General features: G+C 62.5%; 19 protein-coding genes, 1 tRNA gene and 1 pseudogene. 6 read left to right on the forward strand and 15 right to left on the reverse strand.

All coding sequences use genetic code 11. The features are described 5' to 3' along the window. Positions 1-11: 11 nt before the first annotated feature. From LHFGNBLO_RS14235 to LHFGNBLO_RS14285, 11 genes and pseudogenes are all read right to left on the reverse strand, one after another. Complete coding sequence (locus LHFGNBLO_RS14235) at positions 12-773, reverse strand: 3-ketoacyl-ACP reductase (protein WP_258608330.1); 762 nt, start codon at positions 771-773, stop codon at positions 12-14. Next, positions 770-2,278 (reverse strand): GMC oxidoreductase, encoded by a 1,509-nt coding sequence (locus LHFGNBLO_RS14240; protein ID WP_258608331.1) that lies wholly within the window; start codon positions 2,276-2,278, stop codon positions 770-772. The genes LHFGNBLO_RS14235 and LHFGNBLO_RS14240 overlap by 4 nt, the downstream gene beginning before the upstream one ends. A gap of 5 nt (positions 2,279-2,283) precedes the next feature. Then, positions 2,284-3,399, reverse strand: coding sequence for an ABC transporter ATP-binding protein (locus tag LHFGNBLO_RS14245; RefSeq protein WP_258608332.1), 1,116 nt, complete (start codon positions 3,397-3,399; stop codon positions 2,284-2,286). A 4-nt stretch (positions 3,400-3,403) separates the two neighbouring features. Then, positions 3,404-4,348, reverse strand: a complete 945-nt coding sequence (locus tag LHFGNBLO_RS14250; RefSeq protein WP_258608334.1) for a carbohydrate ABC transporter permease — start codon at positions 4,346-4,348, stop codon at positions 3,404-3,406. Beyond that, positions 4,345-5,304 carry a carbohydrate ABC transporter permease gene (locus tag LHFGNBLO_RS14255; RefSeq protein WP_258608336.1) on the reverse strand — a complete coding sequence of 320 codons (960 nt, stop codon included), beginning with the start codon at positions 5,302-5,304 and terminating at the stop codon, positions 4,345-4,347. The genes LHFGNBLO_RS14250 and LHFGNBLO_RS14255 overlap by 4 nt, the downstream gene beginning before the upstream one ends. Positions 5,305-5,454: 150 nt before the next feature. Beyond that, positions 5,455-6,708 carry an ABC transporter substrate-binding protein gene (locus LHFGNBLO_RS14260; RefSeq protein WP_258608338.1) on the reverse strand — a complete coding sequence of 418 codons (1,254 nt, stop codon included), beginning with the start codon at positions 6,706-6,708 and terminating at the stop codon, positions 5,455-5,457. A gap of 60 nt (positions 6,709-6,768) precedes the next feature. Continuing rightward, positions 6,769-8,280: an aldehyde dehydrogenase family protein gene (locus LHFGNBLO_RS14265; protein WP_258608340.1), complete on the reverse strand. Its 1,512-nt coding sequence runs from the start codon at positions 8,278-8,280 to the stop codon at positions 6,769-6,771. 17 nt (positions 8,281-8,297) lie between these two features. Then, positions 8,298-9,074: an enoyl-CoA hydratase/isomerase family protein gene (locus LHFGNBLO_RS14270; RefSeq protein WP_258608341.1), complete on the reverse strand. Its 777-nt coding sequence runs from the start codon at positions 9,072-9,074 to the stop codon at positions 8,298-8,300. Further along, positions 9,067-10,668 carry an acyl CoA:acetate/3-ketoacid CoA transferase gene (locus LHFGNBLO_RS14275; protein ID WP_258608343.1) on the reverse strand — a complete coding sequence of 534 codons (1,602 nt, stop codon included), beginning with the start codon at positions 10,666-10,668 and terminating at the stop codon, positions 9,067-9,069. The genes LHFGNBLO_RS14270 and LHFGNBLO_RS14275 overlap by 8 nt, the downstream gene beginning before the upstream one ends. Then, positions 10,665-11,682: pseudogene (locus LHFGNBLO_RS14280) on the reverse strand (Gfo/Idh/MocA family protein). Before LHFGNBLO_RS14280 ends, LHFGNBLO_RS14275 begins: the two are co-directional and overlap by 4 nt. Beyond that, positions 11,679-12,737, reverse strand: a complete 1,059-nt coding sequence (locus LHFGNBLO_RS14285; RefSeq protein ID WP_258608344.1) for a LacI family DNA-binding transcriptional regulator — start codon at positions 12,735-12,737, stop codon at positions 11,679-11,681. The pseudogene LHFGNBLO_RS14280 and the gene LHFGNBLO_RS14285 overlap by 4 nt, the downstream one beginning before the upstream one ends. 243 nt (positions 12,738-12,980) lie before the next feature. On the opposite strand from LHFGNBLO_RS14285, the gene LHFGNBLO_RS14290 reads away from it, so the two are divergent. After that, positions 12,981-14,135 carry a dihydrodipicolinate synthase family protein gene (locus LHFGNBLO_RS14290; protein ID WP_258608346.1) on the forward strand — a complete coding sequence of 385 codons (1,155 nt, stop codon included), beginning with the start codon at positions 12,981-12,983 and terminating at the stop codon, positions 14,133-14,135. A gap of 182 nt (positions 14,136-14,317) precedes the next feature. Here the strand turns inward: LHFGNBLO_RS14290 and LHFGNBLO_RS14295 are convergent, their stop codons facing one another. Further along, positions 14,318-16,021: an alginate lyase family protein gene (locus tag LHFGNBLO_RS14295; RefSeq protein ID WP_258609723.1), complete on the reverse strand. Its 1,704-nt coding sequence runs from the start codon at positions 16,019-16,021 to the stop codon at positions 14,318-14,320. A 159-nt stretch (positions 16,022-16,180) separates the two neighbouring features. Between LHFGNBLO_RS14295 and LHFGNBLO_RS14300 the strand changes: the two genes are divergently transcribed. After that, positions 16,181-16,375 carry a hypothetical protein gene (locus LHFGNBLO_RS14300; RefSeq protein ID WP_258608348.1) on the forward strand — a complete coding sequence of 65 codons (195 nt, stop codon included), beginning with the start codon at positions 16,181-16,183 and terminating at the stop codon, positions 16,373-16,375. Between the two features lie 108 nt (positions 16,376-16,483). Next, positions 16,484-17,242 (forward strand): Stf0 family sulfotransferase, encoded by a 759-nt coding sequence (locus tag LHFGNBLO_RS14305; protein ID WP_258608350.1) that lies wholly within the window; start codon positions 16,484-16,486, stop codon positions 17,240-17,242. 63 nt (positions 17,243-17,305) lie between these two features. Here LHFGNBLO_RS14305 and LHFGNBLO_RS14310 read toward each other — a convergent pair. Together LHFGNBLO_RS14310 and cpdR are read right to left on the reverse strand one after the other, a co-directional pair. Continuing rightward, positions 17,306-17,380 (reverse strand) — tRNA-Val (locus tag LHFGNBLO_RS14310). Positions 17,381-17,495: 115 nt separating this feature from the next. Next, the gene (gene cpdR / locus LHFGNBLO_RS14315) at positions 17,496-17,858 is read right to left on the reverse strand and encodes a cell cycle two-component system response regulator CpdR (RefSeq protein WP_258609725.1); all 363 of its coding nucleotides are present in this window, start codon (positions 17,856-17,858) and stop codon (positions 17,496-17,498) included. A 163-nt stretch (positions 17,859-18,021) separates the two neighbouring features. On the opposite strand from cpdR, the gene LHFGNBLO_RS14320 reads away from it, so the two are divergent. From LHFGNBLO_RS14320 to LHFGNBLO_RS14330, 3 genes are all read left to right on the forward strand, one after another. Further along, positions 18,022-18,963 (forward strand): N-formylglutamate amidohydrolase, encoded by a 942-nt coding sequence (locus LHFGNBLO_RS14320; RefSeq protein WP_258608352.1) that lies wholly within the window; start codon positions 18,022-18,024, stop codon positions 18,961-18,963. 329 nt (positions 18,964-19,292) lie between these two features. Continuing rightward, positions 19,293-20,066 (forward strand): histidinol-phosphatase, encoded by a 774-nt coding sequence (hisN, locus tag LHFGNBLO_RS14325; RefSeq protein WP_258608354.1) that lies wholly within the window; start codon positions 19,293-19,295, stop codon positions 20,064-20,066. Positions 20,067-20,173: 107 nt separating this feature from the next. Continuing rightward, positions 20,174-20,686 (forward strand): DUF1579 domain-containing protein, encoded by a 513-nt coding sequence (locus LHFGNBLO_RS14330; RefSeq protein ID WP_258608357.1) that lies wholly within the window; start codon positions 20,174-20,176, stop codon positions 20,684-20,686. A gap of 6 nt (positions 20,687-20,692) precedes the next feature. On the opposite strand, the gene LHFGNBLO_RS14335 is transcribed toward LHFGNBLO_RS14330, so the two are convergent. Next, positions 20,693-21,649, reverse strand: a complete 957-nt coding sequence (locus LHFGNBLO_RS14335; protein ID WP_258608360.1) for an alpha/beta fold hydrolase — start codon at positions 21,647-21,649, stop codon at positions 20,693-20,695. Positions 21,650-21,766 lie beyond the last annotated feature (117 nt).

A 21,766-nucleotide genomic window follows, 5' to 3' on the forward strand; every position in this document is an offset into this window, starting at 1 on the left:
GTCTCATCCACTTACAATCGCGGTACGGAGAGCGCACCGTCGACATTGATGATAGAGCCGGTCGAAAAGCCGAGCTTGCCGCCGGCCAGGGTTGCCACCACGGCACCGATGTCAGACGTTTCGCCCCAACGCTTTGCCGGCACCAGCCCGCCATCGATCAGCGCGTCGTATTTGGCGGTCACGCCTGCAGTCATGTCGGTGCGGATGATGCCCGGCCGCACCTCGAACACGCCGATATTTTCAGGGGCCAGCCGCAGCGCCAGGTTCTTCACCCACATCGAAAGCCCGGCCTTGGAAATGCAGTAGTCGGCCCGTTCCGGCGACGCCATTTCGGCGCTGACCGAGGTGATGGTGATGATCGATTTCGGACGATCGCCGGGCGCTGTCAGCATCGCCTTGGCGACGGCTTGGCTGAGGAACACGGTGCCGCGCAGATTGATGCCGAGCGTGCGGTCGAAATTGTCTGGCTTCAGGTCCAGCAGGTCGCCGCGCACGACAGCGCCGACGCCGGCATTGTTGACCAGGGAGTCGATGCGGCCGAAGGCGCTGATCGCGGCATCGACCACAGCTTCATGGCCGTCGAGATTGGCGATGTCGCAGCTGACGTAGGCGAATTTCGCGCCGCGGGCGGTGATGTCAGCAGAAAGCTCGTCGGCGGCACTGTCGGCAAGGTCGGCGACAAGAACGTCGAAGCCGGCATCGGCAAGCGCCTCGGCGCAGGCAAGGCCAATGCCGCGCGCGCCGCCGGTGACGATTGCTGCCGGGCGGGTCACGCCGCAAGCTCCGTTTGGCGGATGTGGTCGGCGACGCGCAACGCTTGTGCTGCGATCGACAGTGCCGGGTTGACGGCTGCCGAATTCGGCAGGAAGCCGCCATCGACGACGAACAGATTCTGGTGATCGAACGATCGGCAGAACGGATCGAGCGGTGAGGTGGCCGGATCGTCGCCCATCTTCACCGTGCCGCACTGGTGCGAGGGGGTGCGCTTGTCGAAGGGACGCGACAAGACGATCGGATAGCCGCAGGCGCGGAAATTCTCGCGCATCACCTTGGTCAGCCCGTCAAGCGACTGCATGTTGGAGCGCCGCCACTGCATGACGATGTCCTTGCCGTCGACCATGATGCGGCTTTCGGGATCGGGCAGGTCCTCGCACATCAGGTACCAGTCGACGGCGTGGCCGGCCATGAAATCGAGCGCGAACTTCGGCGCGTACTTCACATTGGCCCTCAGCATGTTGCCGTCGATCTTGCCGAGCAGCTGGACGTTGCCGAGCGGCTTGCCGCCCTTGCCGTCGGACAGATAGTAGTCGTTGAGCATCAGCGTCTTCTGGTAGACGGCCTTGTTCCTGCGGCGCGGATCGATCGCCAGCATGGCGCTGGAATTGTGGTTCATGAAATTGCGGCCGACCTGGTCGGAGCGGTTGGCGAGACCCTTGCCAGCTCCCTTGCTGTTGGGCGAGCGCAGCAGGATGACGGCGGAATTGACCGCGCCGGCGCAGAGGATCACCAGCTTCGGCGTGACTTTCTTCAAGACGCCGTTCTGGCGATAGTGGATTGCGGCAATAGTCCTGCCGTCGGACGAAGCTTCGAGATATTCAACATAAGCGCCGGTTTCGAGCCGGATGTTTGTGTCGGTAAGCGCTGCCGTCAGCGGTCCCGATTGGGCGTCGACCTTGCCTTGGCCGGTGTTGGGGAAAGCATCCCAGCCTGTCTTGCCGCCCTTCAGCCAGGCGTCGATGTCGACGCCGAGCGGCAGCGAGGCCGGATGCAGGCCGAGGCTCTTGAGCTCGGCGCGGGCGTGGGCGATGGACGCCTCGTCGGGTACCGCCTTGAAGGCATAAGGCACAGAGTGGAACGGCTCGGTCGGGTCTTCGCCCAGCGTGCCACGCACACGAAAAAGCTGTTCGGCCTTCGAATACCAGGGCTCGAACTCGTCATAGGAAAACGGCCAGGCCGGCGAGACGCCGCCATGGTGATCCATGGCGGCAAAATCTTCCTTGCGGTAGCGGATCAGCACCGCGCCATAGAATTTCGAATTGCCACCGACATAGTAATAGTTGCCGGGGTTGAAGGCAGCACCTCCGGCCTCGCGCCACATCTCTTTCGGCCGATAGTGGCCGTCGACGAAGATGGCGCGGGTGTCGCGCGCGTGCGGCGTCACCGGCAACGGCTCGCCGCGCTCCAGCATCAGGATGTTGGCGCCGCTGCCGGCAAGGCCGGAGGCGATCGTCGCGCCACCGATACCGGAGCCGATGATGACGATGTCCGGATTTGCCATCGTCGTCAGCGGATGCGGTTCTCGGTCGCCGGATCGAAGAACACTGCTTTGGTCAGGTTGAAGGCGAGCGGCGTGACTGTGCCCGGCTGGATGTTGGCGTCGGCGCGCAGCCGCGCCACCACGCCCTTGCCGCCGAGATTGGTGACCGCGAACGTATCCGACCCCGCCGGTTCGACGACCTCGATATGACAGTCGGCAGTGGCAATGTTCGAGGCATTGCGCTCGGCGCCTTCCGGATCGGTCAGTGCCTCGGGGCGGACGCCGAAGATGATCTTCTTGCCCTGGAACGCCGACAGGCCAGCCGGCGCATTGGCCATCGGCAGCGAGATCGGCTCGCGCGTCTCGCGCTCAAGCACGACGGACAGAGCATTGCCGTTGGCGCCGATCGTCGCCGGGATCAGGTTCATTGCCGGCGAGCCCATGAAATCGGCGACGAAAAGATTGGTCGGGTTGTTGTAGATTTCGGCCGGCGTGCCGAACTGCTGTACCTCGCCGTCACGCATCACCGCGATCTTGGTGGCCAGCGTCATTGCCTCGATCTGGTCGTGGGTGACGTAGACGATGGTGGTGCCGGTGGTGGCGTGCAGGCGCTTGATCTCGATGCGCATGTCGACGCGCAGCTTGGCGTCGAGGTTGGACAGCGGCTCATCGAACAGGAACAGCTTGGGGTCGCGCACCAGTGCTCGGCCCATGGCGACGCGCTGGCGCTGGCCGCCGGAGAGCTGGCTTGGCTTGCGCTGCAAAAGGTGGCCGATCTGCAAGACCTTGGCGACCTTGTCGATCGCCTTCTGGCGCTCCTCGGCCGGCACGCCGCGCATCTCCATGCCGAAGGAGATGTTCCCGGCCACCGTCATGTTCGGGTAGAGCGCGTAGCTCTGGAACACCATGGCGATGTCGCGCTTGGATGGGTGGAGATCGTTGATCGGGCGCCCCTCGACGCGGATTTCGCCCGAGGTGATCGTCTCCAGGCCGGCGATGGTGTTGAGCAGCGTGGACTTGCCGCAGCCGGACGGACCGACCAACACGAGGAAGCCCCCTTTTTCGAGTTCGACATCGATGCCTTTCAGGATCTCGACTGTCCCGAAACGCTTCCTCAGCCCATCAATTTCCAGAAAAGCCATCAGATTATCCTTTAACCGCGCCCGCCATCAGGCCGCGCACGAAGTAGCGGCCGGCAACGACGTAGACGAGAAGGGTTGGCAGGGCGGCGATCATCGCCGCCGCCATGTTGACGTTGTACTCGACGACACCGGTCGAAGTGTTGACGACGTTGTTGAGCGCCACCGTCATCGGCATCGCATCGCCGGTGCCGGCATAGGCCGACGCGAACAGGAAGTCGTTCCAGATGTTGGTGAACTGGTAGATGACGGTGACGACGAAGATCGGCATTGAATTCGGCAACATGATGCGGCGGAAGATCTGGAAGAAGCTGGCGCCGTCGACCTGCGCCGCCTTGATCAGTTCGGTCGGGAAGGCCTCGTAGTAGTTGCGGAAGAACAAAGTGGTGAAGCCGAGGCCGTAGACGACGTGGACGAAGACGAGGTTGACCGTCGGATTGCCGAGACCGAACGACATGCCGGTCGCGTTTTGCAGCGTCACGCCGAAGCGGCCGAGGCTGCCGAGGATCGTCGCCATCGGCAGCAGCACCGACTGGAACGGGATGAAGCAGGCAAACAGCATCAGCCCGAACACCAGCGTGTGGCCGCGGAAGCGCCATTTGGTCAGCACATAGCCGTTGAGCGCGCCGAGCAGCGTCGAGATCAGTACGGCCGGAACCACCATTTTGATGGAGTTCCAGAAATAGCCCTTGATGCCGGCGCAGGTCAGGCCGACGCAGGTCTCGCCCCAGGCCTTCAGCCATGGATCGAACGTCGGCGCCCTGGGCAGCGCCAGCATGTTGCCGTTCTGGATCTCGTCCATTGTCTTGAACGAGGTCACCAGCATGACGAACAGCGGCATCAGGTAGAACAGCGCAAACAGCGCCAGCAGCCCGTAGATGACGATGCGGTTCAGGGTCCTGGTGCTGATGCCGCCGGTGCTCTGGCGGTCGGGAGTGGCAACGGCGCTCATCGCGGCTTCTCCCTGAGTTCGGAATAGAGATAGGGCACGATGATCGCGGTGATGGCCATCAGCATGATCACGGCGCTGGCAGAGCCCACGGCCATCTCGTTGCGCTTGAAGGTGTACTCATACATGAAGTTGGAGGGCAGCCAGGCCGAGCCGCCCGGTCCGCCGCTGGTCAGCGCGACGACAAGATCGTAGGACTTGATGGCTAGGTGCGCGAGCACGATGAAGGCCGAGAGAAACACCGGCCTCAGCAGCGGGATGACGATGCGGCGATAGAGCTGGAAGGTGGTGGCGCCGTCGATTTGCGCCGCCTTCATGATCTCGCCGTCAATGCCTCGCAGGCCGGCCAGGAACATCGCCATGATGAAGCCGGAGGCCTGCCAGACGCCGGCGATCACCACCGTGTAGATGACGAAATCCTTGTTCTTGATCCAGTCGAAATGGAAGCTCGTCCAGCCCCATTGATGCATTGTCTGCTCAAGGCCGAGGCCGGGATCGAGGAACCATTTCCAGGCGACGCCGGTGACGATGAAGGACAGCGCCATCGGGTAGAGGTAGATCGGCCTCAGCATGCCTTCGCCGCGGATCTTCTGGTCGAGCAGGATCGCCAGGAACAGGCCGAGCGCCAGGCAGATGAAGATGTAGAGAAAGCCGAAAATGCCCATGTTGACGATCGATGTGTACCAGCTCGACGGGGGATCGCTCTCGAAGGTCCAGCGCCACAGTCGCTGATAGGCGCGCGGCCCGGTGAGCGCATAGGACGGGAAAGTCTTGGAGTTGGTGAAGGACAGGTAGATCGTCCACAGGATGAAGCCGTAGACGAAGACGACGGTGGCCGCGAAGCTTGGCGCCAGCACGATCTTCGGCAGTGCGTCCTGCAGGCGCGAACGCATGGAGGCACCAGGGCGGGCGTTATGCTCCGGTGTCAGCTTGATCTGGCTTGTCGCAACCGTACTCATGAGCTCCTCCCGTTCGGGCAGTCCGTCCTTCACCGCCGGGCGGGAGAACGGCCCCGTGCAGACGGGGTTTTGATCGACGCGAGGCCGACCATGTCAGCGGATTGGAAACCTTCCCCGCCGGAGCGGGGAAGGTCTCTTCGTGCGCGGTTCTTACTTGGCGTCGTCGATCGCCTTGACCAGTTCGGTCACGGCTTCGTCGGAGGTCTTGATCTGACCATGGACGAACTTCGAAACGACGTCCTTGTAAGCGTTGGCGACCGCCGGAGGTGCACCATAGCCCTGTGCGAGCGAACCGAACAGCGTGCCGCCTTCGTTGGCGGCCTTCAGATCGGCGATGCCCTTCTTGCCGCAAGCGTCGAAGTCGGTGTCCGGCACGTCGGTGCGGGCCGGAACCGAACCCTTGACGACGTTGAAGGCCGACTGGAAGCTCTTCGACAGTGTGGCGGTGGCCAACGCGGCCTGGGCGGCCTTGCGGTCGTCCGGAACGTTGAACATGCCGAACATGTCGGAGTTGTAGACCACTGAGCCGTCGGTGCCCGGGAAGCGGTAGCACAGGAAGTCGGTGCCCGGCGTTTTCTTGGCGGCGTTGAACTCGCCCTTGGCCCAGTCACCCATGACCTGCACCAGGGCATCGCCCTTGATGACCATGGCGGTGGCGAGGTTCCAGTCGCGGCCCGAGAAGTTCGGGTCGACATAGGTGACGAGCTTGGCGAGATTGTCGAACGACTTCTTCATCGTGTCGGACTTGAGCGATTCCTCGTCGAGGTCGTTGAAGGCCTTCTTGTAGAACTCAGGCCCGCCGGTCGAAAGCACGACCGAGTCGAACATCGTGGCTTCCTGCCAGTTCTGACCGCCGAGCGCGAGCGGGATGACACCCGCCGCCTTGGCCTTGTCGAGCAGCGCGACGAAGTCGTCGAAGGTCTTCGGCTCGGTGCCGCCGATCTTGTCCATCACCGCCTTGTTGATCCACAGCCAGTTGACCGAGTGGACGTTGACCGGAGCCGCGACCCACTTGCCGTCGTAGACGGAGAACTTCTGCAGGGCCGCCGGAACGGACTTGTCCCAGCCTTCCTTCTTGGCCGTTTCGGTCAGGTCGCCCATCACGCCGGCTGCGGCATAGTCGAGCACGGTGTAGCCGAGCATCTGTGAGGCGGTTGGGTAATTGCCCGCCGCGACCATCGCCTTCAGCGCGGTCATGGCAGAGTCACCGCCACCACCAGCCACCGGCACGTCCTTCCAGGCATAGCCTTCCTTGGACAGATCTTCCTTGAGCACGTTCAGAGCGGCTGCTTCGCCGCCCGACGTCCACCAATGCAGCATCTGGACTTCCTTGACGTCCTCGGCATGGGCCGCGAACACAAGACCCGATGCGAGAGCCGTTCCGATAAGCAGTTTGCGCAACATGTACTACCTCCCTTGTTGCAGTCACACGACCGGTGGATGCCCACCGGGGTTCTTCCAAACTCAGCCGACCCACCAACCGGTGCGCTGGCCGCGATGAAACTGGATTGTCTTTTCCTCGGTATAGTCCTCGACGGCGCGTTTTCCGAGTTCGCGTCCGAGACCGGACTGTTTGTAGCCTCCGAAAGGCAGCTCGGGATAACCTTCCATGAACGTATTCACCCAAACGGTTCCCGAACGCACACCCCGCGCCACCGACATGCAGGTGTCGATGCTGGCGCTCCACACACCCGCCGACAAACCATAGGGCGTGTTGTTGGCGATGTGCAACGCCTTTTCAACCGATTCAAAAGTCAGCACCGAGAGCACCGGCCCGAACACTTCTTCCCGCGCAATGGCCATGTCTTCGGTGACGCCGGAAATGATGGTCGGGTCAAGATACTGGCCGGCGCTCGAGGCCAACTGCTTGCCGCCGCTGTAAATCCGGCTGCCGTCACCTTCGGCCGCAGCGACAAAGCCGGCCACCTTTTCCAGATGCTCGGAGGAAATCATCGCACCGACCTTGGTCCGGTCGTCGAGCGGATCGCCGACAATCACCTTGGCGGTGAGCGCCTTGACCGCCGCGAGAAAGTCGTCGGCGATCGCCTCATGGACGATCAGCCGGCTGCCGGCGTTGCAGCATTCGCCAGCGTTGAAGAAACCGCCGAACACCGCCGCGTCGGCAGCCGCCTTGAGATCGGCATCCGGGAAGACGATCTGGCCGTTCTTGCCGCCGAGTTCCATCGATACTTTCTTCAGCGAATTTGCAGCCGCAGCCATGGTCATCTTGCCGACGCGGGTGGAGCCGGTGAACGACACCATCTCGACCAGCGGATGGCTGACCATCGGTGCGCCGACGTCGGCGCCCAGACCGGCAAGGATGTTGACGACGCCTTTCGGCAAGCCGGCCTGCATCAGGATATCGCCAAGCACGAAAGTCGAGGCCGACGTCATCTCGCTCGGCTTGACCACCGCCGTGCAGCCGGCGGCGAGTGCGAAGGGCAATTTCTGGCTGACGATGAGGAAGGGGAAATTCCATGGCGTGATGATCGAAACGACGCCAATCGGTTCGCGCAGCACGACGCCCAGCATGGCGTCGCCGAGGTTGGCGTAGCTGTCGCCGGAGAGCGTGCGGGCGAGGGATGCAGCATAGCGCCAGATGTCGACAGCGCCGCCGATCTCGCCGCGCGCCTGGGCGATCGGCTTGCCGGATTCCAGCGCATCGAGCCGGGCGATCTCGTCCAGCCGTCCCTCGATCAAGTCGGCCGTCTTGAGCAGGATGGCGGCGCGCTCGCCGGCCTTCATGCGCGGCCACGGACCGGTCTCGAAGGCCTTGTGCGCGGCAGCCACCGCGGCCTCGACTTCCGGCTCGCCGGCTTGGGCATAGTGCGAGACCGTGAAGCCATGGCCTGGGCTCTTGCGCTCCAGCATCCGGCCGTTGCGGGCTTCGACATGCTTGCCGTCGATCAGCAGCTTGTAGGTCGTCGGCGCTGCGGCAGCCTCTGACGGCATGGCGATGTTGAGGGGCAAATTCATGGTACTCGCTCGTCGCTCTAGGATCTTGAAAACGCTGGTTTCTGCTTGGCCTTGAATGCGTCGACGCCGGCCTTGAGATCGCCGGTCAGCGCGATGAAGCCGCTGGCCAGTGCCTCGACGGCGGCAGCGCTCTCTTCGCCTTCGGCGACCGCCATCATCAGCTTGGCGGCTTCGCTCGCGAGCGGACCGCGCTCGGCGATTTTTTCGCCCCAGGCCTTGGCGTCGTCGAACGCCTTGCCGGTCTCGACAACCCGATCGACAATGCCCAATGCAAGCGCATCGGCGGCCACAAGGACCTCTCCGCCGAGCGCCAGGCGGCGCACCGTCTGGGCACCGAAGCGCCGCACGGCGCGCTGCGTTCCGGACCAGCCGGGGACGACGCCGATCGACGTTTCCGGGAAACCCAATTTCACATGTGCTTCAGCGACGCGGAAGTCGCACGCGACCGCCAGTTCCAGGCCGCCGCCCAGCGCATGGCCCGACAGCACGGCGATTGTCGGCTGCCGCAGACGCGCCAGCCGGTCGAAAACGCGGTGGCCATAGCGCACCCACTGCACCTGGAAGTCGGCAGCACTCATTTGCGCCCAGGCCTCGACATCGCCACCGGCGCAGAAGCCCTTGCCTTCACCGCGGAGCAGCACGACGCGGACGCCGTCCGCGGCCTCCGCTTCGTCGAGCGCAGTCTCAAGCGCCCGCAGCATCGGGATATCGAGGGCGTTGAATTTCTCAGGGCGGCGCAGCGTGACGATGCCGATGGCGCCGTCGGTTTCAAAGGTGACGAGACGCTCAGACATGCCCGCCTCCAAGTGAAGCGCCGCCATTAAGCGACAGGCCGATCGGCTGATCCCGATAGAGGGCGGCCGGCGTCAGCTTGAGGTCCTTGGCGACACCGAGCGGAGTCTCGGCCTGCGCCAGCACATCGCGCTGAAGATCGATCCCCGGCGCCAGTTCGGTGACGACCAGTCCTTCCGGCGTCAGCTTCATCACGCAGCGCTCGGTGACGTAGGTGATATCCTGGCCCTGAGCGACCGCGCGCTTGCCCGAGAAGGAGATGTGTTCGACCTCGCCGACCACCTTCTTGACCTTGCCTTCGGCGTCGATGCGGATGCCGCCGTCAGCCAGCGAAAGCTTGGCGCCGGCATTGAAGAAACCGGAGAAAACAATCTTCTTTGCCCGCGCGGTGATGTCGACGAAACCGCCTGCGCCGGCGGTGACATGCGGCCGCGCCGAAAGCTTCGACACGTTGACAGAACCGTGGCGGTCGATCTGCAGGAAGGACAGCAGCGAAGCATCGAAGCCGCCGGCCTGAAAATAGATGAACTGGTGCGGCGAAGGCATGAAGGCGTCGGCATTCGACGAGCAGCCGAACTTGAAGTCGAGCAGCGGCACACCGCCGACCGCGCCTTGTTCGATCACCCACGTGACCTTGCCGTGCTGGCCTTCTTCGAGAAGGATGCGCGGCACGTTGGCGGAGATGCCGAAGCCGATGTTGACGGCCATGCCGTCGCGAAGTTCCATGGCGACGCGGCGGGCAATCACCTTCTGCACGTTCATCTCGGCATTGCGGAAGCTCGACAGCGGCCGGAAGATCTCACCCGAGATCGCCGGGTCGTAAGGCGTCAGCGTCGTCTGCAACTGATCTGGCGCGACGACGATATGGTCGACCAGAACGCCCGGCACGCGCACGTCATGCGGCTTCAGCGTGCCGTTCTCGACGACGCGCTTGACCTGCGCAATGACGACGCCGCCATTGTTGCGGGCGGCCAGTGCCTGCTCCAGGCCTCCGAGATAGGCGCCCTCATGCTCGTAGGTCAGGTTGCCGCGCTCGTCGGCTGATGTGGCACGGATGATCGAGACATGCGGTACGATGGAGCGGAAATAGAGCCATTCCTCGCCGTCGAACTGCTGCACCGAAACGATTGGCTCGCTGGCGGCGGCATTCATGGCACAGCCCTGGTGGCGCGGATCGGCGAAGGTGTCGAGGCCGACCTTGGTCAGCACGCCTGGCCGCTTGGCGGCGGCCTCGCGGTGCATGTCGAACAGGATGCCGGACGGGACATTGTAGGCGGCGACCGAATTGTCGCCGATCATCTTCCAGATCTGTGGCGGCTCAGAGGATGACGGGCCGGAGGGATAGGAGCCGCACAGCGTGCGCTTCAACAGGCCGGGCTTGGCCAGATGATCGATACCCCTAATGCCATACATGTCGCCGGCGGCGATCGGGTGCAGCGTCGTGATGTTCTTGGGATGACCTTCGGCGTCGAAGCGTTCGCCGATGGCGGCGAGCACCGCATCCGGGCAGCCGAGACCGCTCGACGATGAAACGGACACGACCATGCCGTCCTTGATCAGGCTGGCGGCCTGCGCTGCTGAGACGACCTTGCTCAAATTGCGCTCCCGAGTTTCGTGTCGATCGCCACCGCTTTGCCGGACTTCGCCGACTGCAATGCCGCTTCGGCTGATGCCAGCGACCAGACGCCGTCTTCACCGGTGGCGGACGGCTGGCCTTCGCCACGGATCGCCGCATGGAACTGGCGAAGGGACCTTGCATAGAGATTCTCGCGGTCGAAGCTCAGTTCCTCCTCGCCCTTTGCGGTGCGCAGCAGCACGGAGCCGACCGGCTTCTGGGTCATCACATTGGTGGCGATCAACGAGCCTTCCGAGCCATGCACCTCGAAGCCGGTGCCGGCGAATTTGGTGGTGAAGCCTTCATGCGACTGGGCAATGACGCCCGATTTGAAGCGCCAGATGCACATGACGCCGTCCTCCAGCCCGCCGCCGGCCATGCCCGCGGTCTGCGTGAAGGCCGAAATCTCCGAGGGATCGTCGCCAAGCACGAAGCGCAGCGTGTCGGCATCATGCACTGTGATGTCAAGCACCACGCCACCGCCGGCATCAGGCCTGGTGATACGCCAGCCCTGCAGGTTTTCCGGCAGGTAGACGGAATGGAAGACGCGCGCGGCGATCGGCTTGCCGATGCGGCCGGCGGCGATCGCCTCGCGCATGGCGCGATGCGATCCGGCATTGCGCAGGTGATGGTTGGTGCCGAGCACAACCCCTGCGGCTTTCGCGGCAGCAAGCATCCTGCGCGCATCGGCGCTGGTCAGCGCCAGCGGCTTTTCGCACAGCACATGTTTTCCCGCCTTGATGGCGGCCAATGCCTGTTCGAGATGCAATTCGTTTGTGGTCGAGATGTACACGGCGTCGATGTCTGATTTGAGCAGGCCGTCGAGCGTCGAGACAGCGAGCGGAATGTTGTTTTCGCCGGCATAGGAATTGGCGCGCTCCGGGCTGGAGCTCATCACCGCCGCGATCTCGCCATCGGCTTGAGCGCGGATGGCGCCGATCATGAATTGCTTATGCGATCGTGCTGGCGCCGATCAATCCCCATCTGATGCTCATGCGGCGTCTCCCAATCCCGCACGACGACTTCCTGCACCGCGATTGGGACCGCAGCTGTCCCTGACCACGAGGTTGACGGCGCCGATGTGGTCCTCGGCGCGCGTGGTGCGCGACTGAATCATCTTCAGCATGACATGGGCGGCGCGCTCGCCGAGGCCCGCAGAGTCCACGGCAACGCTGGTCAAAGCCGGCATGTAGTGCTCGGCCTCGGCAACATCGTCAAAGCCAACGACGGCAAAATCCGCGCCGGGCTCCAGCCCGCGCTTGCGCAGCGCCAGCATGGCGCCGAAGGCGACGGCGTCGTTGAAGCACAGCGCCGCAGTCGGCGGCTCGGCCATCGCAAGAGCCGTTTCCAGACAGGCAATGCCGCCCCTGCGGTTGGTCTCGCCTTCGACGACCAACGTGTCCGCTGCGGCGATGCCAAGCGTCTCGCAGGCCTCGCGAAAACCGCCCCGCCGCTCGTGATAGACAACCAGGTCGGACGAGCCGCCGAAGAAGGCTAGCCGGCGATGCCCCTTGCCGATCAGATGGGCGGTGGCGAGCCAGGCGCCGCGATGATTGTCGGGCGCGATGACCGGGATGCGGCTTTCGGGAAGACGGCGCATGGCGAAGACGACGGGAAGGCCCGCCGCCTCGATGCGCCGGAACGCGCCCGGCGTCGTGCCCCGCGCCGGCGACACGATCAGGCCGGCGACGCCTTGCTCCATCAGCGATTTCAGCACTTCTTCCTGGCGCACTGGATTTTCAGCCGTGTTGGCGATGAAGGGCACGATGCCGGCCGACTGGAAGACGCGTTCCATGCCGACCGCCAGTTCGGCGAAAAAGGGGTTGGTGAGATCGTTGATGACCATGCCGATAACGTTGGAATGAGACTTGCGCAGATTGGCGGCGCCGCGGTTGTAGACATAGCCGACATCCTCGATCGCCTTGCGAACCTTGCTTGCGGTTTCAGGCCGGATAAGCCCGCTGCCCTGCAGCACGAGCGACACCGTCGACTTTGACACGCCCGCCTCGCGAGCGATGTCGAGTATCGTCGACTTGGGCCGGCTGGCCATCCAGATGCATCCTCCCGGTATTTTCTTGGACGATTTATTGGAACGTTCTAATCCCTGCGGCGGTTTCGAGTCAATATGCATTTTCCCGAATCCGAAAAATCGATAATTTTTTGGCATAATGTGCCCCTATTGATGGGTTTTGTGTTGCGGCGCATTATTCGGCTCGGTCCGAAAGTGAAAACCACAAAGGCTCTTGATTTATTGGAACGTTCCATTTATAGGGCGCGACCAAGGGAGAGATCAATGGACATTTCCTTGCCTGGGGAGGGCGGTGCCCGCGCCCGCTATCACCTTGTCGGTCAGCCGGTGCAGCCGGCGATCGGCGCGCCGTTTTCGCGTATCGCCTATGCCGCAGCCCATGTCGTTGCCGATCCCCTTGAAATGACCGATCCGTGGTCCAAGCCCGCAGTCGATTGGGACAAGACGATGGCCTTTCGCCATCATCTGTGGCGGCTCGGCTTCAGCATCGCCGAGGCGATGGACACCTCGCAGCGTGGCATGGGTTTCGACTGGTCAAATGCGAAGGAGTTGATCCGCCGCTCGATCGCCGAGGCGCGCACTGTCGAAGGCGCCGACCTTGCTTCGGGAGCCGGCACCGACCATCTGCCGCCTGCTACCGCCAGGACGATCGACGATGTCATCTCTGCCTACGAAGACCAGTTCGGTTTCATCGAAGGCCAGGGCGGCAAGACGATCATGATGGCCAGCCGCGCGCTGGCGGCCGTTGCCAAGGGCCCCGACGACTATATCAGCGTCTACGACCGCATCCTGTCGCAGACATCCGGCAAGGTCATCCTGCATTGGCTCGGCGACATGTTCGACCCGGCATTGAAGGGCTACTGGGGCAGCGATGATTTCGACGCCGCGCTCGACACGGTGGTCGCCATCATCGAACGCCACGCCAGCAAGGTGGATGGGATCAAGATATCGCTGCTCGATGCCGGCAAGGAGATCGCGCTCAGGAACCGGCTTCCCGACGGCGTCGTCATGTTCACTGGTGACGACTTCAATTACCCCGAACTGATCGCCGGCGACGGCGAAAGACATTCGCACGCGCTGCTCGGCATTTTCGACGCCATTGCGCCGGTCGCCAATGCAGCGCTCGTGAAACTGGCTGACGGCGACCGCGCCGGCTATGACGCGCTGATGGCGCCGACTGTGCCGCTGTCGCGGAAAATCTTCGAGGCGCCGACCGAATACTACAAGGCCGGCATCGTCTTCATGGCGTGGCTGAACGGCCATCAGGAGCATTTTTCGATGGTCGGCGGCATGCAATCGGCGCGCGGCATCCGCCACTATGCCGATGTCTTCCGCCTTGCCGATCAGGCTGGGTTGCTGGCCGACCCGGAGCTGGCGGTGGCCCGAATGAAGAGCCTCTGCGCCGTGGCGGGCGTCTAATGCATGTCGCCCAAAAAAATGGTCCCGGTTTTGAGGCAACGGCATGCATAAAAACAATGACTTAAAGCGCATAGCCTGAATCCGTTTCGACGCGACGCGCCCAGAGGTGTGTTGGTATTCAGGCAGTCAGCCTCGACATCCGGCTTGACGCCGAAGGCAAAGCTGCGGACTCCAAGCGTGGGCTAGGGCCTTCGCCAGGGCCAGAACGGCGCGATGGCTTCGTCCGGGTGGAAGATGGGCTTGGTCGTCGCCGGTTCGATGTCGGGGACCGCCGTCCCTTCGAGATCATGACGTGCAAGGTCGAACAGCAGCGGCGACATCCGATCCGGGTCGATCTTCTCGACCGGCATGGTGTCCCGCATTTCCTTGTTCGCGGCCAGCCAGCGCAGCGCCGAAATCAGCCCTTGTCCCCCGGAAGCTCGATGCTGCCAAAGATTGTCTCCGACCGAAGACAGCAGGCGAGCCAGTGTCGTCCAGCCCTGCAAGGTAAACATCACGTAGTGCCTTGGACGGGTGCGAGACAGCTCTTGTGGCAGCGAGCCGTCGGTAGCGATCTGGTCCGCCAGTCTCTCCCTGGCGTAGAGGCCGACTTTGGCCAAGACTGCGCTGTCACCCAGAAACGCCGCGATCGATGCCCGCTGGAGATCGTAAAATACGCCATGGTTGTTGGGCCGGTAAAATTCCGTCGCCGCAGCCGGCGCGGTGTCCAGCCATGCGCAATAGGAACCAAGCCAGGATCTGAACGCCTCGCGGTCCTGCTTGTTCAGCGCATCCGTTCGTTCGACAAGGCGAACGGCATCGAGGAAGAAGTAAAGATCCTTGAGTTCGATGATACCTTGTCCGCTGCCTTCATTGTTGTTGTGCCCGAACCGTACCTGGGCGTAGTGCATATGCGGGTTCATTCTTGTCCTGGGGTCGATGAACCATGCTCGAATGAGCTTTGCGGCGTGGCTGGCGTAGTGCTGCTCGCCCAGTACGGTTGCCGCCAGTGCAAGCACGGTGGTGTCGTCCAGAACCTGTTGCAGGCGCGTTCGATCGGAGCTTTCGCTGCCCGCTTCATACAATGCGGTGCCGGGCGCGCGTTCGCCGTCGCGCACGACATAGGGAAGGCCATCCGGCTTGCCGGGATCGGGCCACCAATAGGGAGCCGGCTGGAAATAGTCGTGCGGATCACCGCTTGGCGCCATGCCGGTCTTGTCCACCACGCTGAACGGACCGCGGGCGAGCGCCAGGTTGGCGATCGTCCTGAGATGCTGCCGAAGAGGTGTATCGCGGTTTCTGGATGCGGCTACCAGGGCGTCTTCGTCATAGAAAGCCAGGCGGGATGAATCTAGCCTGGCAGCAATTGCCTTGGCGTCGCAGCGGTCGAGCATGTCGACGATCGCTTCGTCGCGACTGATCGAGCGCGCTTTGTAACCAGCTTTGCCGATTTCCAGATGCGAGCGCCCTGAATCCAGGCGTGCAACCCAGCCGGCATTCTGGAAAAGCCCGGCATTCGATGCCGGTTTCGGGCGTGGGAAATCCCACCGGTCGTCGCGGAACTGGTCCCATTGCCCCGGAATACCAAGCCTCCACAACATTTCGACCTTTGGCCGGCGTCCATATCCATGCTCTTCGTCGAACAATTCGGTCGTGTCGCTTCGAAATATGATCTGCGGCTCTTCCTTCGCCGGCGGATTGTAATTCGCATCGAGCAGCAATGCGTTGTCGACAATGCGCGCCATCGGCACGACGACATATGGGAAATGAGGGTTCGCTTCGATGGCCGCCCGAATCTGCTGGAACGCCGACGGCGTCAGATAGCTGTTTCCGTCCCAGGGCATCAGCCACTTCGCGCGCCCGCGTGCGATCTCCAGCGCCTTGTTGCGCGCGCCGTTGTTGTTCATCACGTAAAGGTTCTTGCGGCGACGGATAAGCGTTTCGTATCGTGCCGAATTCTGTTCGCTTGGTCGGTTGGTGTTTTTTGAAAACCTGAATTCGCCTGCCGCCAACCTGTCGACGTCCCAGGGAATCTGCCCGTAGACATCAAGTTCAAAAGGGATTCTGTGAAAGTTCTGGCCGCGGCTTTCGAGCAGGCCGATGGTACGCGCTTCTTCAAGACAACCACAAGAGAATGCGACAACCTGAAACCGAACGTCACTTACAACGGCAAATGCTGCAGCATTGGCGATGTGCCTTGCAAGGAAGGCAGGAACGGCGACAAGGACAAAGGGAACACGCCCGATCCGCAACCCCAATGATCTGATCGAATTCTGCCCGTCCCGGTTCATGCCGGGACGGCTTTTTGTCTTTCAAGACCGGCACACACTCAGATAGACTTCGCGACGTCTCGTTGGTATCTGCCAGACATGCCGATCAGCCCGCCTGCAAGCTGGGAACGACCTCGCAAGACGCTCATCATAGCGAGCACGCCGCGGAGCGGGAGCAGTCACTTCTGCAGCAAGGTGGCCAGCACCGGCGTCCTCGGCAACCCGACGGAGTATTTCCGTCATTGGGACAGCCCAGAGGTGACGACGACGGATCGTTGCCTGCTTGCTGTAGAGAAGGGCAAAACGGCCAACGGCGTCGTGGCGATCAAGCTGTTTCCGGAGCATTTCGACAGGCTCCAAAAGGATATTCGTCTCACGGAGTGGTTTCCCGATCCGCTATGGGTACATCTTGAAAGACGCGACCTGCTCGGTCAGGCTGTTTCGCTGAACAAGGCTATGCAGGACGGGGTGTGGAGCGGCAGAGACGGAAATGCAGGCAAGCATGCCGAGTATTCGGCGTTGGGGATTGAGGCCGCGCTTGCCAAGATTGCGGCCGGCAACGGGCGCTGGGCAGCCTATTTCGCCAGAACCGGGGCTGAGCCGCTTCGCCTCTTCCACGAAGACATCTGCGATGATTTCGACAGCGCGTGCCAACACATAGGCGCCCGGCTGGGCCTGGACGCTCCCGTGCCCCCGACGGGAGATGTGGATCTGAAACCACAGCGCAACGCGCAAAATGACGAATGGCGGCGTCGATTTCTCGCCGAGGCCGGCGACCCGAACAGTTTTCCGGTGACGATCAGGCCGACGGGCCTGCGCAAACGCAAAAAGCCGAAATGGATGTTCTGGAAGCGGTAACCGGCGTTTCCGCAATCAGCCGCGGCGACATGCGATGCAAATCAAAATGCCGGATTGTCTGGATGGTGGGCGTGACAGGGATTGAACCTGTGACCCCTGCAATGTCAATGCAGTGCTCTCCCGCTGAGCTACACGCCCATCCGAAGCCGCGCATACACCATTTTTGGTCCAGCGCGTCAATAGCCAGAAAAGGGAAAGAAAGGCTCGCTTTGTCGCGCCAACGACGACGCATCGGGATCCTGTCAGAAGCGCTTCAGGCGGCCTGCAGCATCTTTTCGACCTCGTTGACGAGATCGCGCAGATGGAACGGCTTCGACAGCACCTTGGCGTCTTTCGGCGCCTTGGAATCCGGGTTCAGCGCAACAGCGGCGAAGCCGGTGATGAACATCACCTTGAGGTCGGGATCGATCTCGGTGGCACGGCGAGCAAGTTCGATGCCGTCCATTTCCGGCATGACGATATCGGTCAACAGCAGGGAGAAGGGTTCTTCGCGCAGCCGCTCATAGGCGCTGGCGCCATTGTCGAAATCGCTGACCTGGTAGCCGGCGCGCTCCAGTGCCTTGACGAGGAACCGGCGCATGTCGTCATCGTCTTCCGCCAGCAGAATGCGTACCATCATATCCCGTCCGAATCACCCACCCCGACATTGTCGCGGGGCACGCCCGTTAACCATCCTGTATATGAGGAGGTGACGGTAAACATCAAGTGAACGATGGCAGCATAAATCCGATTTGGTAAAGCGATCAGAATGCCGAAATGCTGGACATGCGACGAGCGAGGTGGCACTTTCCAGTCATGATGCACTGGTGTTTCCGGGTTCGTTCAAATTGAAGACGGCAGCCGAGGATTTTTCGGTCGTTCCACCCTTCGAAATCCGATCGGGCGCCGAGCAGCGCGTTCCCTTCCTCTTCAACTCGCCGCACAGCGGCCGCTACTATCCCGACCGCTTCCTTGCCATGGCGCGGCTCGACCGAAACGCCATCCGCCGGTCCGAGGATTGCTACGTCGACGAACTGTTCGGCGGTGCGGTCCCGCTCGGCGCGCCGATGCTGGCGGCGAATTTCCCGCGTGCCTATCTTGACGTCAACCGCGAGCCCTGGGAACTCGATCCACGCATGTTCGCCGAACCGGTGCCGTCCTTCTGCAACATCCGTTCGGCGCGGGTGGCCGGCGGGCTTGGCACCGTGCCCAAGCTGGTGGGAGAGGGGCTCGATATCTATTCCGGCCGCTTGCCGCTGGCCGAGGCCATCGCGCGGATCGAAGCCGTCTACAAACCCTATCATGAGACGCTGAAGCGGCTGTTGACCAGAACCCATGCACGGTTCGGCTATGCCGTGCTGATAGACTGCCACTCGATGCCTGCGAGCATAAGGGTCGGCGACAACGGATTGAGGCCGGACTTCATCGTCGGCGACCGTTTCGGCATTTCCGCCTCGGCGGCGTTGACCGAGACGGCGATCGGCCTGCTCGCCGGCATGGGCTACACCGTTGCCCACAACAAACCCTATGCCGGAGGTTTTATCACCGAGCATTACGGCCGGCCGGCGCGCCATCTCCACGCGCTGCAGATCGAGGTCAATCGGGGGCTCTACATGAACGAGCGGACGTTCCAGAAATCCGCCGGCTTCGACGCACTCGCCGACGATCTGGCGCGATTTTCGGCCGACCTGATGGCGATGCCCGATCACCATTTTGTCGACCTGCCGCTCGCCGCCGAGTAGCACCGGGCCTCGGCCCGGATCGCGTGTCGTGCTGGGGCGCAAAAAAAGACCGCATCGTTTGCACGACACGGTCGAAGTCTAGGGAGGAAACGCCCAAGGAGGGCATGGACAGGAAAACCTGTCCGAGAACAAAACTATTGTGCGCTGCACAAATGTCAAGCGATCTTCAGGCTTTTTTAATTCACAGTGATGTGGAAATTGCACTTCCATGACGCTTGCGTGACATTCGAGCAACAGTTGTCGGTGCCCAAAAGTTTTGCACGCCCCTTGTGTTGGCGGAAAACCACCGGCAAACGACAGTTCAGCATGCTGCAACGCGGGAGAATCAGTTGGACATCAGCATCGATTTCATGCGGCGCATCGCGCATGCCGCCGCCGCCGAGACCTTGCCGCGCTTCCGCCGGCAAGGGGTGGTCGCCAACAAGGAGGCGGGCAGCTTCGATCCGGTCACCGAGGCCGACCGCGAGGCCGAACGGGCCATCCGGGCGCTTATATCAGCGGAATACCCCGATCATGGCATTCTCGGCGAGGAGCATGGCAGCGAGAATATCTCCAGCAGGCATGTCTGGGTGATCGATCCGATCGACGGTACGCGCGCCTTCATCTCCGGTCTGCCGGTGTGGGGAACGTTGGTCGGGCTGACGGTCGACGGCGATGCCGTTGCCGGCATGATGTCGCAGCCTTTCACCGGCGAGCTTTTCTACGCCAACGCTTCCGGTTCCCACTATGAGGGACCGGGCGGGCCGCGACGACTGGCAACGCGCAAGACGACGAACCTCGCCGAGGCGACGCTGTTCACCACCACGCCGGCGCTGTTCAAGGGCGACGCGCGCAAGCGTTTTGACGAATTCGAGAAGCAGGTCCAACTCGTTCGCTACGGCGCCGATTGCTATGCCTTTTCGATGATCGCTTCAGGCAGCGTCGATATCGTCGCCGATCCCGGATTGAAGCCCTATGACATCGTGGCGCTGATCCCGATCATCGAGAAGGCCGGCGGCGTCGTCAGCACCTTCGAAGGTGGACCGGCGGAAAAGGGCGGCGACATCGTGGCCGCGGCGACGCCGGAACTTCATGCCGCGGCGATGGCGGCGCTGCGCGGCTGACGCGCCGGCGCAGTAGCCAAACTCCTCTGACGATTGCGCAACCCTGCTGACAGGAAGGTGTCAGGAGCCTTCCGTTATGAAGGGTGTCATCAGAGGGAGGATTACACATGCCGACGCAGTCAACAGCCACCCGTTCCGACAGTGCTGCGGCAGATGGCCGGGCTGATTTCGATTTCTTCTTCGGTCGCTGGGATGTCAGCCATCGACGGTTGCGCATGCGGCTTGCCGGCGACACCAACTGGGATGCGTTTGGCGGGACGTGCGAGGTGCGGCCGATCCTTGGCGGTCTCGGCAATTTCGACGACAATGTCATTGAATTGCCCGGCGGCAGCTATCGCGCCGCCACTCTGCGCACTTTCGATGCGGCGACGAGACAATGGGCGATCTGGTGGATCGACGGCCGCAACCCGTCGACCATCGATGTGCCGATGCGCGGGTCCTTCGAGGAAGGCGTCGGCACGTTCCTGTGCGACGACGTCTTCGAGGGCCGCCCGATCCAGGTTCGCTTCTTCTGGTCGCTGATCACGGCAGAATCGGCGCGCTGGGAGCAGGCCTTTTCACCGGATGGCGGCAAGTCATGGGAGACCAACTGGATCATGGATTTTGCGCGGCAAGCGTGAACTGCTTTAAGCGTTGTCGTCGGTTCCGGGGATGAAGGCATCGAAGGCGGCGAGGAGCTGCTCGCGGTAGATGTCGGCTTCCTGCAGGATCTCATGGCGTGCGCCATCGATCGTCAGCAGCGAGCCGAGACGCAAATGTCTGGTGTAGGTCTCCACGGCCTTGGTCGACACGACCTGATCGCCGCCGGCTGCGATCATCAGCAAGGGAACCTGGATCCTGGCCATGAAATCCGGGTCGCTGACGATTTCGGTCGCGTCGGCTGCGGCTTTCAGCCAGCGGATCGTCGGGCCGCCGAGCGCGAGTTGCGGATAGGTTTCGTAGATCAGCGTGTTGCGTCGATACCGCTCCGGGTCCGATGTCACCTTGTTGGTGGCAAACGGTGCCGTTTCCCTCGGTCGCGGACCCCATGCCGCGTAAAGTCGGCCAAGGCCGAGAAGACACAACAGCGAGCAGACGCGGCGCACCGTTGTTATCGACAACGGCAGGTCAGGTACGGTGAAGAAGGGCGCGATCATCACCATGCGCCGCACCCGGTTCACCATCGAGGGCGCGGCGAGCAGCGCGATTACAGCTCCGGTCGAATGGGCCAGGATGTAGTACGGCCCACGGCAATCGGGCAGCACGATCTCTTCGAAGAACTGTTCCAGATCGCCGGTGTAGTCGTAGAAGCTGCGGACGTAGCCGCGCTGGCGGTCGCGGATCAGCCGATCGGAATCGCCCTGGCCGCGCCAGTCGAGGGTGGCAATGCCGAAGCCCCGGTCGGCGAGGTTGCGGATGGTTTCGAAATATTTCTCGATACACTCATTACGGCCGGTCAGGAGGACGACGGTGCCTTTCAAGGGGCGGGCAACCGCCGGAAAGAGGCCGTAGCGAATCCTCTTGCGGTCGCGCGTGGTGAAAAAGCCGCCGGCAGCGTTTTCCGGGATCGGATTGCCTGGAGTCTGGTGAAAGAGGTCCGTCATTCGGCACTGCGTTTGGTGTGTCGTTGCCCTGCATGGGCTGCGGGCTCAGGCACGGTGATAGACGCCAATGCGGCAAAAGCAAAGGAATTCGGGTGGATAGGGGCGAGCCAGGCAACG

The sequence above is a fragment of the Mesorhizobium sp. AR10 genome (assembly GCF_024746795.1).
Taxonomy (GTDB): Bacteria; Pseudomonadota; Alphaproteobacteria; order Rhizobiales; family Rhizobiaceae; genus Mesorhizobium.

Excerpts from the sequence above, each read along its gene's own strand:
- LHFGNBLO_RS14240 (WP_258608331.1), bottom strand. The coding sequence starts at position 2,278 with ATGGCAAATCCGGACATCGTCATCATCGGCTCCGGTATCGGTGGCGCG.
- LHFGNBLO_RS14245 (WP_258608332.1), bottom strand. The coding sequence starts at position 3,399 with ATGGCTTTTCTGGAAATTGATGGGCTGAGGAAGCGTTTCGGGACAGTC.
- LHFGNBLO_RS14250 (WP_258608334.1), bottom strand. The coding sequence starts at position 4,348 with ATGAGCGCCGTTGCCACTCCCGACCGCCAGAGCACCGGCGGCATCAGC.
- LHFGNBLO_RS14255 (WP_258608336.1), bottom strand. The coding sequence starts at position 5,304 with ATGAGTACGGTTGCGACAAGCCAGATCAAGCTGACACCGGAGCATAAC.
- LHFGNBLO_RS14260 (WP_258608338.1), bottom strand. The coding sequence starts at position 6,708 with ATGTTGCGCAAACTGCTTATCGGAACGGCTCTCGCATCGGGTCTTGTG.
- LHFGNBLO_RS14265 (WP_258608340.1), bottom strand. The coding sequence starts at position 8,280 with ATGAATTTGCCCCTCAACATCGCCATGCCGTCAGAGGCTGCCGCAGCG.
- LHFGNBLO_RS14270 (WP_258608341.1), bottom strand. The coding sequence starts at position 9,074 with ATGTCTGAGCGTCTCGTCACCTTTGAAACCGACGGCGCCATCGGCATC.
- LHFGNBLO_RS14285 (WP_258608344.1), bottom strand. The coding sequence starts at position 12,737 with ATGGCCAGCCGGCCCAAGTCGACGATACTCGACATCGCTCGCGAGGCG.
- LHFGNBLO_RS14290 (WP_258608346.1), top strand. The coding sequence starts at position 12,981 with ATGGACATTTCCTTGCCTGGGGAGGGCGGTGCCCGCGCCCGCTATCAC.
- LHFGNBLO_RS14295 (WP_258609723.1), bottom strand. The coding sequence starts at position 16,021 with ATGAACAACAACGGCGCGCGCAACAAGGCGCTGGAGATCGCACGCGGG.
- LHFGNBLO_RS14305 (WP_258608350.1), top strand. The coding sequence starts at position 16,484 with ATGCCGATCAGCCCGCCTGCAAGCTGGGAACGACCTCGCAAGACGCTC.
- cpdR (WP_258609725.1), bottom strand. The coding sequence starts at position 17,858 with ATGGTACGCATTCTGCTGGCGGAAGACGATGACGACATGCGCCGGTTC.
- LHFGNBLO_RS14330 (WP_258608357.1), top strand. The coding sequence starts at position 20,174 with ATGCCGACGCAGTCAACAGCCACCCGTTCCGACAGTGCTGCGGCAGAT.
- LHFGNBLO_RS14335 (WP_258608360.1), bottom strand. The coding sequence starts at position 21,649 with ATGACGGACCTCTTTCACCAGACTCCAGGCAATCCGATCCCGGAAAAC.